We start from the raw sequence: 12,560 nt of genomic DNA on the forward strand, positions 1-12,560 counted from the left end.
TCCTAGGACTGGGCAGGATCAGGTGCAAAGACGCCGTGCACGGGCGGCACGCCGGAACGTTCTCCGGCGAGTAGCTGAATCAGCGGCTCGAGGTCGTCGAAGCCGGCCACTTGGCGGGGCAGGTCTTCGAATGGGTAGCGGCCTGAGACCAGCAGGTCGAGCGCCTTGCGGTAGGCGCCGACGTCAACGCCGAGGGCTCCGATGATGCGCAGCTCCTTGTAGACGATGTGATCGGGCTCGAAGCCCGGTGTCTCGGGCGAGCCGCGGGTGCCGGCGAGCACGATGGTGCCTCCGGGGCGGGCGAGCTGAACGGCCTGAGCGAATGCAGCGGGCGCCTTCGCTGTGACATCGACCACGACGTCGGCCTTGCGCCCGATTGCTTCCCGCAGTGCACGGTTCGGATCGGTCTCCGAGACATCTACCGCGAGGTCCGCACCGAACGCGGGCGCAAGGGCCAGCCGTTCTGCATCGCGAGTTCCGAGGCCCGTGATCATGACGAAGCTCGCGCCGGCGTCCTTCACGGCCGCAGCAGCGCACAAACCCCGAACACCCGGTCCGAGGATCGCCACGACGTCACCCGGCTGGGTCTCGGGGATCTCCACGGCCCAGCGGATGCCGGCACCGAGCGGGTTGAACAGCGTGGCAGTGACCGGATCGAGCTCGTCCGGCACTGGCATCAACATCGAGTCGGGTCCCAGATACAGATGCGAGGCGTAGCCGCCGCCCAAGCCGGGCGGCGTGTCGGCATCGGTGAAGCCGATCATCGTGCGCAGCCCGTTGCGTTCACAGCGCCGATACACGCCTGCCTGGCACTGCCCGCATTCCCGGCAGGACAGGAACACCTCAACGGCGACTCGCTGACCAGCGTTCACACCCCAGCGCCCAGCGGCATGGTTGCCCAGTTCCTCCACCACGCCGATCACCTCGTGACCCGGAATGCACGCCTGTGGGTTGGTGATGTGACCGGTGTATTGCTCGTGATCTGTGCCGCACAGGCCGCATGCCTCGATGCGCAGCAGGCCGTCGCTGGCGCCGATGTCCGGCAGGTCGAAGCTGCGCTGCTCGAACGAGCGGGGTGATGTGAGTACTAGTCCAGTTGCAGATGTCATCGAAGCTGACCCTCATCTGGTGACAAGCAGCGCGGTGGTGCCGACGCCAGTCTGTGGCGTGCCCGGCACGCCGCAGAAGACGTTAGGTCACCAGTGCCGCAGAGCCGGCTGCAGGACACATCATCAAAGCGGGCGCCCGTACGCTGCGACGATGACCGCGACGATCGTCGAGGTGACGGCGGCGCCGCTACGGCGGCCTGAAGTGCTCGGGCGAACCGCTCCGCCCACGGTGTCGTGGGACTCGACGGGCATGATGCATGCGTTGTCGAGCGACCGCAGCTTTGCCGGCCAGGCGATGCGATTCGAGCCTCGCTGGGACGACGTACTGTGCGTCGTCACTGCCTCTGATGGCAGCTTCGGCGTCGGCATGACCAGCCAGGCAGGGCCGGTTGTACCGATCATCAACGATTTCTTCGGCCCCATGATCGCCGGCGAGAGTGTTCTCTCCATCGAACGGCTGTGGAACATGATGAGCCGGAGTTCTAACAGCGCTTTCGGGGCGGCAGGCCTGGCTGCATACGCCCTCAGCGCGATCGACCTGGCCCTGTGGGACCTCAAGGGCAAGGTTCTGGACCGACCCGTTTACGAGCTCATCGGCGGCCCGGCCAGGGAACGCACACGCTGCTACGCCACCGGCAATGACCTCGACGACTCGCGCAGCCGGGGATTCGACGCCTTCAAGCTGGCCGGCTCGGTCGGGCCCGGATCAGCCACTGCCGGCATCACCGAGACCGAACGTCTGGTGGCGAGCGCTCGCTCAGAACTCGGGCCCGATGCCGACATCATGCTCGACTGCTGGTCGTCGCTAGATGCCTCCTACACCGTGCGCCTCGGCAACGCACTGGCCCCGTACCGGCTGACCTGGATCGAGGACTACGCCCAGCCCGACGACTGGCCCGGATACGCCGACGTGCGCCGACGATTGCCCACGCAGATGCTGGCCGCGGGCGAGCGCTGGCTGACCGACCGGGCCTTCGCCTACGCCGCCCAGCAGCGACTCGTGGATGTGCTGCAGCCGGACATTCAGTGGGTGGGTGGTGCTACGGCTGTGCTCCGAATAGCGGCTATCGCCGCCTCATCGGGGATCGAGTTGGCCTTGCATGGAGGTTGCAATGACAGCTACGGCCAGCACCTCTGTCACGCGCTGCCTCAGAACTGCTGGGCGGAGATGTATGTCGGCTGCCCGCCGGGCGAGTCGCTGATGAATGCCTGGCGCTCCACCCCCGGCATGTCACTCCCCGAAGATGGCAGGCTCGTGCCCAGCGACGCACCCGGCTTCGGCATCGAGCTGACCCGCGAGCAGATCGACGCAGCCACGGCGTAGGCGCAGCGGGCTATTCCTCGAAGCCGAGGCGTTCTTGTTCAGCGCGGACGAACGAGATGACCGCTTCGATCTCGTCATCGGAGATGCCTTCGACTGGCGGCATGTCACCGAACCACCAGTGGTGCTCGGGCGCGCCTTCGCTGATGGCTGAGCGGAAGGCGTAGTCGCTGTGGTGGCCGGGTTCGTAGATGATGGACAACTGCGACGGGCCTTTGTCGGTCCCGCGCAGGTCGACGCCGTGGCACTCAGCGCAGTACTGCTGGTAGGTCGCCGCGCCGTCGACGGGAGCGTCGGCGCTTGCTGTCGAATCGGCCTGAGTGCCGATCGCGGCCTCCGACGTTGCATCCCTGGAGCCGCATCCCGAGGCAACGAGGGACGCTGCGAGAACCGCGACAGCAAACGCGTGGGACCGCTGCGCCTTCATGGCGTGGGGCCGAGGGCGGCGTGGTAGGCGCTGAGGGCCTCGTCGTTGAAGCAGACGAAGCGGACGAGTTCGACCTCGGTGGGTGTGCTGCGGACGGTATCGACCGCAATCTGCGTGGCAGGCGCGATGGGATAGCCGTAGACGCCGGTGGAGATGGCCGGAAACGCAACGGCGCGAGCGCTCGCCTCGTCGGCCCTGGCCAGTGATTCCCGGTAGCACGAGGCCAGCAGTTCGGCCTCGCCGCGAGAGCCGCCACCCCAGATGGGACCGACGGTGTGGATCACCCAACGGGCAGGCAGCCCGAAACCCGGCGTGATCTTGGCCTGCCCGGTGGGACAGCCCCCGAGTGTGCGGCAGTGTGCGAGCAGTTCTGGCCCCGCCGCGCGGTGAATCGCGCCGTCCACACCGCCGCCGCCCAACAGCGTCTCGTTTGCGGCATTGACGATTGCGTCGACGCGTTCAACAGTGATGTCGCCGAGCACCACCTCAAGGAGCGGGCCGATGCGGCGAAGTCGAGCGGTGTAGCCGAGGTACTCCCACATCATGTGCTCGCCATCTCGCCATCGACAACCACATCGACCGTCTCCCACAACCCACCGATGGCTGGTGCCCCATCGGGGATCGGCTCGACGCATCCAGCAAGCACCGGCGCAGGGAAGGCGTTGTACCCACCCGGGGGTGTGTAGGCGACCGGGATGCTGTCGATTGTCGGCTGAGTCATCAGTGGGGCGCTCGATTCCTCGGCGATGTGACCAATTGGACCATGTGACAGTGTGCAGCAACAGACACGCAATACATGGCTTCACCACTAGCTTCTGGCGCGCCGAGGACGACGCGTCGGGACATGGGGTGCTCGCGGGCCGAGGCTTCGAAGTTCACGATCGGATCGCCGCATGAGCCTCGCTGTCACTTTGCTGGGTACGGGCAGTCCGTTGCCCGATCCAAACCGGGCTGGTCCGTCGACGCTGGTCTCGGCGGGCGACGAGCACTACCTGGTGGACGCCGGGCGCGGCGTGCTGATGCGGATGGCAGCCGCCGGTGTGGGCGCGCCGAACCTGTGTGCGGTGCTGCTGACACACTTGCACAGCGACCACATCACTGACCTCAACGACATCATCACGACCCGGTGGGTGATGACGTTCGAGCCGCAGGTGACACGGTGCCGTGTGATGGGCTGGATCGCCTGTGCGACGGTGCCGATGCGCTCGTGCACACGGTGATCAACAAGAACGTCATCGCTCAGCTGCCGTTCCAGCGGATCAAGGACACCCTCGGGTACCACTCATCGCCAGCCGAGGCGGCCCAGACCGCCCAGCGAGCGGGCGTGGGCACCCTCATCCTCACGCATTTCCTGCCGCCGTTCCCGCCCGGCGGCGGAGCTGAATGGCACGACATGGCGGCAGCCCACTTCGACGGCGTGATCGAGGTCGGCGACGACCTGCATCGTGTCGAAGTCCCATCCGAAACCGACAACGGAGACTGAGCTCATGCACACCTTGCGCACACCCGACGAACGATTCGAGGGTCTTCCCGACTTCGACTTCGAACCGCATTACGCCGAAGTCCCCGACGGTGTCGGCGGCACGCTGCGGGTGCACTACCTGGACGAAGGGCCAGCTAGCGCCGCGCCAGTGCTCTTGCTGCACGGCGAGCCCTCGTGGGCGTATCTGTACCGGCACATGATTCAGCCGCTCGTCGATGCAGGCCATCGGGTGATCGTCCCCGACCAGGTTGGCTTCGGGCGCAGTGACAAGCCGGCCGAGATGACCGACTACAGCTACGCCCGTCACGTCGACTGGATGTCGAGCCTTGTGTTCGACTGCCTCGATCTGGGTGACATCACGTTCTTCGGCCAGGACTGGGGCGGTCTGATCGGCCTGCGTCTCGTGACGGCCCAGACCGATCGCTTCGCTCGTGTGGCGATCTCCAACACCGGGCTGCCCACAGGGGACCGCAGGCCCAGCGATGCGTTCATGGCGTGGCAGAAGTACTCCCAGGAATCGCCCGTCTTCCCGATCGGTGACATCGTGAACGGCGGCTGCCTGACCGACCTTTCTGCGGAGGAGGTCGACGCGTACAACGCGCCGTTCCCTGACGATTCCTACAAGGCTGGCGCACGCATCTGGCCGTCCTTCGTCTGCACTTCGCCCGACGATCCCGAGGCTCCTGCCAACCGTGAGGCCTGGGGCCTGCTTGAGCAGTTCACGAAGCCGTTCCTCTGCTGTTTCAGCGACAGTGACCCGGTCACTCAAGGTGCTGACAAGCCGTTCCGGGCTCGGATACCCGGCGCACAGGGTCAAGCCCACACAACTCTCGAGGGCGCCGCGCATTTCGTCCAGGAAGACAGCGGCCCCGAGCTGGCCGCTGTGCTGGCCGATTTCATCGCATCTACAAGCTGAAACCCCGGTTCGCCGCGACGTCGCGAGCGTGGCGCGCGGCGCCCAGCGCAGCCGCCGGTCGGTTGAACTAGGCAAGCGCCTCGGCGGCGGCCAGGTCGGCGATGCGATCGGTGTCGTAGCCGAGCAGGTCGCCGAGGATCTCTATGGCGTGCTCGCCGTAGGTGGGGCCGGCCCAGTCGAATCCGTTGTGCGCTGCCGACAGCGTGTAGGGCACCGCATCGACGATGGTGCGGCGGGCGTAGGAATGCGGCGCCCATTGGAAATGGCCGCGATGGGCGAGTTGAGGATCGTCGATGCAGGCGCCCGAGTTCTGGACGTAGTGGGCGGGGACGCCGTGCGCCTGCAGGCGATGCATGAGGCCGGGTCCGTTCTGCCGTGCGGTGAAGGCGGTGACGATCTCGTCGAGCTCGTCCTGGCGGGCCCGGCGGGCAGGCACGTCAAGATCGGCGAGATCCTCCCGTCGCATCTCGATCGCCAACGACCGCCACTGCTCGTCGTTCTCGACTGCGACGGCAATCCATTCGTCGTCGCCGGCAGCCGGGTACACGCCGTGGGGAACCATGTGGTCGTCCTCATTGCCCCGGCGGGTGCGCCGCACACCGGTGACCTGCATCTCGGCGATGGCGGGTGCCAGCATGTGCACGGCTGCCTCCATCTGGGAGAAGTCCAGATGCAGGCCTTCACCGGTGCGTCGGCGGTGGTCCAGCGCGGCAAGCAGCGCGCACACGGTGAACCTGGGCGAGCAGTAGTCCGTGTAGGCCAGGTACGGCCCGGCGGGCCCGCGGTCTGCCCAGCCGGTGATGTCGAAGAAGCCAGCTACCGAAGCGGCCATGTTGCCGAAGCCGGCGAAGTCCCGGTGCGGGCCGCTCTGGCCCATCACGCAGCTCGACACCATGACCAGGTCGGAGTTGATCTCGCGCAGGTCGTCGTAGCCGAGTCCCCAGGCGGCCATCGTGCCGGGTGTGAACGACTCGACGACCACGTCGGCCCATGCGACGAGGTCGCGGACGACGTCGCGAGCTTCGGGCTTGGACAGATCGAGCGAGATCGTCATCTTATTGGCGTTCGTGGAGTGCCAGGCGATGGCGTTCTCCTGATCAGGCACATCGTCACGATGGCCGAGGGCGCCACGCAGCAGGCACGGCCGGTTCTGCGTCTCGACCCGCACGACGGTGGCACCCCAATGCGCCAGGATCTTCGTTGCCAGAGGAGCGGCGGCAACCCAAGCCAGGTCCGCGACCTTCAGGCCGGCGAGCGGCTTGTCCGAGCGGGCACCGGTGGGCAGGGGCTCCGTCACTGACGGCAGACCCGCACTGGGGCCGGCCAGTACTTCGGTGGTGTGTGCGCCCGCCTCGGGCGCCGGACCGAGGGGCGACAGCGGGGTGCGGCCTGCCAGCACGAAACGCCCCGGAAGCTTGGTGCCGCCGACTTCGTCCCAGAAGTCGCGAGCGCCGAGCTGGGGGCTGTCGAGCACGTCCTGCAGGGTGTTGACCGGACAGATGAGCAGCGAGTCGCGCAGGCCTCGCTCGATCATCTCGGCCTTCGTCTTGGTCATGCAGAAGCGGGCGATGTCGTCCATCAATCCCTCGATGACGTCCACGGTTTCCTCACCGGACTGCAGGTGCAGCGCGAAGTCCACCCAGTCCTTGTTGAGAGTCTCATCGTCGCAGTAGCCCTCTTCGTTCATCCACGTCAGGAATCGCCTCACCATCGGCCCGATCATCGGACCGAAGGCGACGGTGACGATGACGTAGCCGTCCTTGCACGCATAGATCGTGCGGAGCATGAGCGAGCCGAAGCGGACTCCGCCTGCCTCCCGCTGCACCTCTTCCAGGCCGGCGGGGGCGTAGTAGATCGCGGACAGGGCCGTCTCGCAGACTGCCTGCTGCGTGGACAGATCGACGTGCTGGCCGTGCCTCGAGCGGGCCCGGTGCTCGAGTGCCACCAGCGCGGCGACCGCTGCCTGGGCGCCGGCGTGGAGCCATGCCTGCGGGATGCTGATGCGCACCGGGGGACGGTCGCTGTCGCCGGTCACCGCGAGTTGGCCGCTGGATGCGAACAGGGTCAGGTCCGTTGCCTTCCAGTCGGCTTTCGGCCCGGTCTCGCCCCATGGGGTGATGCGGACTGTGACGAGTTGGTCGTTGGCGTCTCGCAGGGCAGCGAGGTCGAGCTCGAAGGGCGTGGCGTCGTTGTGCAGCACGACATCGGCCCCGGCCGTCAGCGCTGCCACCTCGTTGGCGGTGGCGGCGACAACAGAGCGTTTGCCACGGTTGTACGCATCGTGGGCGTAGCCGCGTGGCCATCCGCCCGGGGGTTCCACCAGCACCACATCGGCGCCGAGCTGGGCCAGCAGGTTGCCGGCGAACCAGCAGCGCTCGTCGGTGAGATCCAGCACGCGATACGGACCCAGCATCTCGCCCCCCAAGGCCTCGATCGTGCGGCAGTCGTCGGCTCCCGCCGCTCCTGCGCCCGGACACTAGTGCTGCTAGCTGAACTGTCCGAAAGAGGCGAATGGCGCCTCAACCGTCAGGGGCACTATTCCGGGGTGACGTAGGCGGCGGTCAGGCCGCCGTCGACCTGCAGGTTCGCGCCGGTCATGTAGGAAGAGTCGTCGGACGCCAGGAACAGCGCCGCGGACGCCATCTCATCGGCCTCGCCGAAGCGGCCCATCGGCACATGGACTAGCCGCCGGTGACGCTTCTCGGGTGTGTCGAGGAACGACATGAGCATCTCGGTGCGCAGCGGTCCCGGCGACAGCGCATTGACGCGGATGTTCTCGCGGGCATGCACCACGGCGAGCTCCCGGGTCAGCGACAGCACAGCGCCTTTGGATGCCGTGTAGGCGATCTGTGGGGTCGCTGCGCCGACCGACGCAACAAATGAAGCGGTGTTGATGATGGAGCCGCCGCCGCGTCGCCGCATCGCCTCGACGGCGTACCTGCAGCCGTACAGCACGCCCTTCACGTTGACGTCGAAGGTTCGGTCGATGGTCTCGTCGGCGGTCGCGATGGCGTCGGTGTCGGCATCGAGCATGATCCCGGCGTTGTTGAACGCCACGTCGATCCCGCCGTATTCGGCTTCGGCGCGTCCGAACGCAGCTGCCACGTCCGATTCGACAGCGACATCAGCACGTACCGCGATTGCCTCACCGCCCGCCGCGCGGACCGCGTCCACCGTCTCTTCGTTCGAAGGGGCAATGTCGACGCCAACGATGCGCGCTCCTTCAGCGGCGAAGCGCAGGGCCGTGGCACGCCCGATCCCGCTGCCGGTTCCGGTGATCAGCGCCACCCTGCCTTGCAATCTCATGTGCCAGCCCCCGATCGTCCCCAAGTGCCCCGCAGCAGTGTCCGGTGATGTCGCGCGGGTGTCCCGTGCTGCCATCATCTGACAGCGCCGATTCGTCCCCGCTCACCACAGGACCGTAACGAATGCCAACTGCCCACGATGCGCCCTTGCGGGACGCCTACGACGTCGTGATCGTCGGCGGTGCCGTCATTGGCTCGTCCATTGCCTGGGCGCTGTCGGCCAACGATGACTTTGACGGCAGCGTGCTGGTGGTCGAGCGTGATCCGACCTACTCGCAGGCCTCGACATCGCTCACCAACAGCTGCATGCGCCAGCAGTTCTCCAACCCGCTGAACGTGCAGATCTCGCGCTTCGGCGCCGATTTCGTGCGGAACTTCCGGGAGCATCTCGGCGGCGACCCCGAAGTCCCCGACCTGTTCGTGCATCACTTCGGCTACATGTACCTCGCGAGCGACGAAGAGTTCGCGGCCATCCTGCGTCGCAACCAGGCCATCCAGTCCGGACTCGGTGCCGGCACCCGGATTATGAGTCCCGCCGAGATCAAGGCCGACTACCCCTTCTACAACGTCGATGACATCGTCTGCGGCAGCCACAACCTGATCGACGAGGGCTATTTCGACTCGGGCACGATGTTCGACTGGTGGCGCCGCAAGGCCCGCCAGAACGGCGTCGAGTACGTGACTGGCGAGGTCGCTGACGTGGTCATCGGGCAGGGCCAGGTCAACGCCGCGGTGCTGAGTTCAGGTGAGACCGTCAAGTGCGGGACGCTGGTCAACGCAGCGGGCCCGCGTGCGGTCGAGGTGGCCGCGATGGCAGGCGCAACGCTGCCGGTCGAGCCGCGCAAGCGCTACACGTTCGTCTTCGAGGCTGCTGAGCCGCTCGACGGCTCCCTGCCGCTCACCATCGACCCAACCGGCATTCACATGCGCAGCGACGGCGACGCGTACATGTGCGGTTGCACACCCGATGTCGATCCAGTAGTCGACTACGAGGACTTCTCCATGGACCACGACATCTTCGAAGACAAGGTATGGCCGGTGCTGGTCCACCGGGTCCCGGCGTTCGAACGCCTCAAGATCACCAGCCAATGGGCTGGCCACTACGCCTACAACACGCTCGATCACAACGTCGTGGTCGGACCCCACCACGAGATCGGCAACTTCATCTTCGCCAACGGCTTCTCCGGTCACGGCATGCAGCAATCCCCGGCGATCGGCCGTGCCGTCTCTGAATGGATCGCCTATGGCGAGTACCGGACGCTGGACCTCACGCCGCTCGGGTATCAGCGCATCGTCGAGAACCGTCCGTTCGTCGAGAGCGCCATCATCTGACCTAGCTCCGGGCCACCCCGGCCGACGGTGCGGCGTGCGGCCATGAGCTCTGTGACCTCGCTGAATCTCGCGTCCGCTGCGGCCGACGGGCCGGCGCACAAGTACTCTCGCCGCTCATGCGGTTCGGCATCTTCGACCAGCTGGAGCAACCTGGCGACGTGCCCCCGCACGAGCTCTACCGGCACCGGCTTGACCTGCTGGTGAGGGCCGAGGAGGCCGGGGTGTGGGGGTGGCACAAGTCCGAGCACCACCTGATCCCGCTTGACGCCGCGCCCAGCATCAATGTCTTCCTGGCCGCCGCGATTGAGCGCACCAGCCGCATCCGCATCTGCTCGCTGGTGCACCTGTTGCCCTTCTACCACCCGATCCGGCTCGCCGAAGAGCTGTGCATGCTCGACCAGCTTTCCGAAGGCCGCCTTGAGATCGGCTTCGGCAAAGGCATCAGCGTGCCCGAGCACCTGCTGTGGGGCCTCGACCCTGACGATGCCATCGCCAAGACCGACGAGTCGCTGGATCTGATCCTGGCTGCCATGCAGACGACAGGGAACTTCAGCTTCGAAGGGCAGTTCCATTCGTTCGCCGATATGCCGATCACCTTCGAGCCATACCAGAAGCCCTACCCGCCGCTGTGGCGCCCGGGCCAGCTTGAGACAGCCGCCGAAATGCGCGTGCGCACGATGGCTGCTGGGCCGCTCGCTGCCGTGGCCGCGAGCACGGCCCGTTACCACGAGCTCCTGGGCGATGACGGCGTCGGCAGGCACCACCCGCCGATGATCGGGGGGCTCCGCCGACTGGTTGTGGCTCCTACCGATGCCCAAGCCGATGAGATCGGGCGCAGGACGTGGGTTGCATTCACCGAGCACCTCACCCGGCTGTTCCGCCGCTACGAGATGATCCCGCCGAATGACCCCACGCTTGGCGGCGATTACGACAAGGCCAAGCACTTCGAGGCCGTCGTCGTCGGCTCGCCCCAGACCATCCGTGAGCATTGCGAACGATTCGCCGAGGAGGCTGGCACCGACTACTTCGTGGGCGTGTTCGCCTGGGGCGATCTATCCGCCTACGAAGTGGACCGCTCGTTCGACCTGTTCGCCGAGCACGTGATTGCCCCACTGGCAACATCCTGAGATCGTTCTCCAGCGAGGCGAGGCACTGTTCTTCAAGGCGGCGTCCTCGTACGGCCGACAGAGCGCAATATGGCGACAAAATCCAAGAGAAGAGCACTACAATTGGTTCATGGAAACGGGCATACGTGAACTGCGCAACCATCTCAGCAAGTATTTGGCGGCGGTCCGCTCCGGAGAGGAGATCGTGGTCACTGACCACGGCAAGGCGTTCGCCCGCCTGATCCCGCTTGACCGACCCCGTCCCATCGACCGCCTGATCGCCGAGGGAGTGGTGACGCCAGCAGCCGTCGCCAGGCAGCGGCTGGAGGCAGCTGCGGTTGCAGGCACAGCGCCTGTCAGTGACCTCGTGGCTGTCCAGCGAAGGTGATCGCCTACTTCGACACCTCTGCGTTCATACCGCTGGTGATCGACGAGCCGGTGTCGGCAATCTGCTTGGAATTCTGGAATGAGGCGACCAGAGCCGTCAGTGTGCGCATCTTGTACCCGGAGGCTCGAGCGGCACTCGCTAGGGCACAACGGATGGGACGGCTCTCCCGGCGCCAGTTGACGGCTGCTGTGGAGCAGCTTGACGTGCTCGTTGATCAGCTCGACTGCGTCGAGATCACCGAGAGTCTTGCCCGTGCGGCGGGAGAGATGGCTGAGGTACACCAGCTCCGCGGCTACGACGCCGTTCACCTCGCAGCGGCCGAGATGATCGGCGACGGCGACACTGTCTTCGTCAGCGGCGATCAGCGGCTTCTTGATGCTGTGGCCCGCACGGGACTGGCAGTGGCGCTGGCGCGATGATTGGAATGAAGCACGCCACGCGAAGCGGTCCGCATCCTCCCTCGGTCAGAGCGGACCTCTTGCATCTCTGAACTTGAGCCAAGGTTGTCGCCAGGAAGCGGATCTGTTGCGGCGAGCGAGTGGGTCGCGGCCACGGCGTTTACGCTCCGGCTTCGGCAGACCAGACACCCAGGAGCATCAACCGTGAGCCGCTGGAGCCGAGCTGAGATCGAGGAGGCGTTCGCCCGCTACCAGGAGTTGGGCCGGCGGGCGGCGGCGTCAGGCGAATGGCGCGAGTGGGCCGACCAGTTCACTCCCGACGCCACGTACGTCGAGCATTTCTTCGGCACGATGGTCGGGCGCGAGGCCATCTACAGCTGGATCCAATCGACGATGAGCGAGTGGCCCGGCTCCGAGATGATCCAGTTCCCCATCGAGTGGTACATCATCGATCCCGAGCGGGGCTGGGTCGTGTGCCAGATCTGGAATCTCATGGCCGATCCCGGCGACGGTTCGATCCTCCGGGAGCACAACTTCACGCTGCTCAAGTACGCGGGAGACGGCCTGTGGAGCTACGAGGAAGACATCTACAACCCGACTCGGTTCATCGAGATGATGGAGAACTATGAGCGGCTCAAGGCGACGCTCGCAGAGCAGGCCGAGGCCGAAGCCTAAAGTCAACGGTGCAGGCAAGGGCCCGGGGTTTCCTGCCGCGCTATGCCTGCCGCGGTGTTTCGCACCTGCGGGACCGCTGAACACACAGCAGGAGGGGCTG

Annotated in this window: 13 protein-coding genes and 1 pseudogene; 8 read left to right on the forward strand and 6 right to left on the reverse strand. The window is 66.2% G+C overall.

Features of this window, described 5'->3' with window-relative positions; genetic code table 11:
- Positions 1-2: 2 nt before the first annotated feature.
- Positions 3-1,109, reverse strand: a complete 1,107-nt coding sequence (locus ACOCMM_RS09885) for a zinc-dependent alcohol dehydrogenase (RefSeq protein ID WP_419552986.1) — start codon at positions 1,107-1,109, stop codon at positions 3-5.
- A 151-nt stretch (positions 1,110-1,260) separates the two neighbouring features.
- Between ACOCMM_RS09885 and ACOCMM_RS09890 the strand changes: the two genes are divergently transcribed.
- Positions 1,261-2,433: a mandelate racemase/muconate lactonizing enzyme family protein gene (locus ACOCMM_RS09890; RefSeq protein ID WP_419552987.1), complete on the forward strand. Its 1,173-nt coding sequence runs from the start codon at positions 1,261-1,263 to the stop codon at positions 2,431-2,433.
- Positions 2,434-2,443: 10 nt separating this feature from the next.
- On the opposite strand, the gene ACOCMM_RS09895 is transcribed toward ACOCMM_RS09890, so the two are convergent.
- The 3 genes from ACOCMM_RS09895 to ACOCMM_RS09905 are packed head-to-tail and all read right to left on the reverse strand — an operon-like array spanning position 2,444 to position 3,578.
- Positions 2,444-2,857 (reverse strand): c-type cytochrome, encoded by a 414-nt coding sequence (locus ACOCMM_RS09895; protein ID WP_419552988.1) that lies wholly within the window; start codon positions 2,855-2,857, stop codon positions 2,444-2,446.
- Positions 2,854-3,402 carry an O-acetyl-ADP-ribose deacetylase gene (locus tag ACOCMM_RS09900; RefSeq protein WP_419552989.1) on the reverse strand — a complete coding sequence of 183 codons (549 nt, stop codon included), beginning with the start codon at positions 3,400-3,402 and terminating at the stop codon, positions 2,854-2,856. The genes ACOCMM_RS09895 and ACOCMM_RS09900 overlap by 4 nt, the downstream gene beginning before the upstream one ends.
- Positions 3,399-3,578, reverse strand: coding sequence for a hypothetical protein (locus tag ACOCMM_RS09905; RefSeq protein WP_419552990.1), 180 nt, complete (start codon positions 3,576-3,578; stop codon positions 3,399-3,401). Before ACOCMM_RS09905 ends, ACOCMM_RS09900 begins: the two co-directional genes overlap by 4 nt.
- Positions 3,579-3,750: 172 nt before the next feature.
- On the opposite strand from ACOCMM_RS09905, the pseudogene ACOCMM_RS09910 reads away from it, so the two are divergent.
- Positions 3,751-4,340: pseudogene (locus ACOCMM_RS09910) on the forward strand (MBL fold metallo-hydrolase).
- A gap of 4 nt (positions 4,341-4,344) precedes the next feature.
- Positions 4,345-5,256, forward strand: a complete 912-nt coding sequence (locus ACOCMM_RS09915) for a haloalkane dehalogenase (protein ID WP_419552991.1) — start codon at positions 4,345-4,347, stop codon at positions 5,254-5,256.
- 67 nt (positions 5,257-5,323) lie between these two features.
- On the opposite strand, the gene ACOCMM_RS09920 is transcribed toward ACOCMM_RS09915, so the two are convergent.
- On the reverse strand, positions 5,324-7,669 hold the full coding sequence (locus tag ACOCMM_RS09920; RefSeq protein ID WP_419552992.1) for a CoA transferase: 2,346 nt from the start codon (positions 7,667-7,669) through the stop codon (positions 5,324-5,326).
- Positions 7,670-7,791: 122 nt separating this feature from the next.
- Positions 7,792-8,562 carry a glucose 1-dehydrogenase gene (locus ACOCMM_RS09925; RefSeq protein ID WP_419552993.1) on the reverse strand — a complete coding sequence of 257 codons (771 nt, stop codon included), beginning with the start codon at positions 8,560-8,562 and terminating at the stop codon, positions 7,792-7,794.
- Between the two features lie 122 nt (positions 8,563-8,684).
- Between ACOCMM_RS09925 and ACOCMM_RS09930 the strand changes: the two genes are divergently transcribed.
- From ACOCMM_RS09930 to ACOCMM_RS09950, 5 genes are all read left to right on the forward strand, one after another.
- Complete coding sequence (locus ACOCMM_RS09930; RefSeq protein ID WP_419552994.1) at positions 8,685-9,893, forward strand: NAD(P)/FAD-dependent oxidoreductase; 1,209 nt, start codon at positions 8,685-8,687, stop codon at positions 9,891-9,893.
- Between the two features lie 116 nt (positions 9,894-10,009).
- The gene (locus ACOCMM_RS09935; protein ID WP_419552995.1) at positions 10,010-11,020 is read left to right on the forward strand and encodes an LLM class flavin-dependent oxidoreductase; all 1,011 of its coding nucleotides are present in this window, start codon (positions 10,010-10,012) and stop codon (positions 11,018-11,020) included.
- 109 nt (positions 11,021-11,129) lie between these two features.
- Positions 11,130-11,387 (forward strand): type II toxin-antitoxin system Phd/YefM family antitoxin, encoded by a 258-nt coding sequence (locus ACOCMM_RS09940; protein ID WP_419552996.1) that lies wholly within the window; start codon positions 11,130-11,132, stop codon positions 11,385-11,387.
- Positions 11,384-11,806: a type II toxin-antitoxin system VapC family toxin gene (locus ACOCMM_RS09945; protein ID WP_419552997.1), complete on the forward strand. Its 423-nt coding sequence runs from the start codon at positions 11,384-11,386 to the stop codon at positions 11,804-11,806. The genes ACOCMM_RS09940 and ACOCMM_RS09945 overlap by 4 nt, the downstream gene beginning before the upstream one ends.
- Positions 11,807-11,989: 183 nt before the next feature.
- On the forward strand, positions 11,990-12,460 hold the full coding sequence (locus ACOCMM_RS09950) for a nuclear transport factor 2 family protein (RefSeq protein WP_419552998.1): 471 nt from the start codon (positions 11,990-11,992) through the stop codon (positions 12,458-12,460).
- Positions 12,461-12,560: the final 100 nt, after the last annotated feature.

Origin of the sequence: Candidatus Poriferisodalis sp., assembly GCF_965198245.1 — a bacterium.
Taxonomy (GTDB): domain Bacteria; phylum Actinomycetota; class Acidimicrobiia; order Acidimicrobiales; family Poriferisodalaceae; genus Poriferisodalis.

Excerpts from the sequence above, each read along its gene's own strand:
- ACOCMM_RS09885 (WP_419552986.1), bottom strand. The coding sequence starts at position 1,109 with ATGACATCTGCAACTGGACTAGTACTCACATCACCCCGCTCGTTCGAG.
- ACOCMM_RS09890 (WP_419552987.1), top strand. The coding sequence starts at position 1,261 with ATGACCGCGACGATCGTCGAGGTGACGGCGGCGCCGCTACGGCGGCCT.
- ACOCMM_RS09895 (WP_419552988.1), bottom strand. The coding sequence starts at position 2,857 with ATGAAGGCGCAGCGGTCCCACGCGTTTGCTGTCGCGGTTCTCGCAGCG.
- ACOCMM_RS09900 (WP_419552989.1), bottom strand. The coding sequence starts at position 3,402 with ATGATGTGGGAGTACCTCGGCTACACCGCTCGACTTCGCCGCATCGGC.
- ACOCMM_RS09905 (WP_419552990.1), bottom strand. The coding sequence starts at position 3,578 with ATGACTCAGCCGACAATCGACAGCATCCCGGTCGCCTACACACCCCCG.
- ACOCMM_RS09915 (WP_419552991.1), top strand. The coding sequence starts at position 4,345 with ATGCACACCTTGCGCACACCCGACGAACGATTCGAGGGTCTTCCCGAC.
- ACOCMM_RS09920 (WP_419552992.1), bottom strand. The coding sequence starts at position 7,669 with ATGCTGGGTCCGTATCGCGTGCTGGATCTCACCGACGAGCGCTGCTGG.
- ACOCMM_RS09925 (WP_419552993.1), bottom strand. The coding sequence starts at position 8,562 with ATGAGATTGCAAGGCAGGGTGGCGCTGATCACCGGAACCGGCAGCGGG.
- ACOCMM_RS09930 (WP_419552994.1), top strand. The coding sequence starts at position 8,685 with ATGCCAACTGCCCACGATGCGCCCTTGCGGGACGCCTACGACGTCGTG.
- ACOCMM_RS09935 (WP_419552995.1), top strand. The coding sequence starts at position 10,010 with ATGCGGTTCGGCATCTTCGACCAGCTGGAGCAACCTGGCGACGTGCCC.
- ACOCMM_RS09940 (WP_419552996.1), top strand. The coding sequence starts at position 11,130 with ATGGAAACGGGCATACGTGAACTGCGCAACCATCTCAGCAAGTATTTG.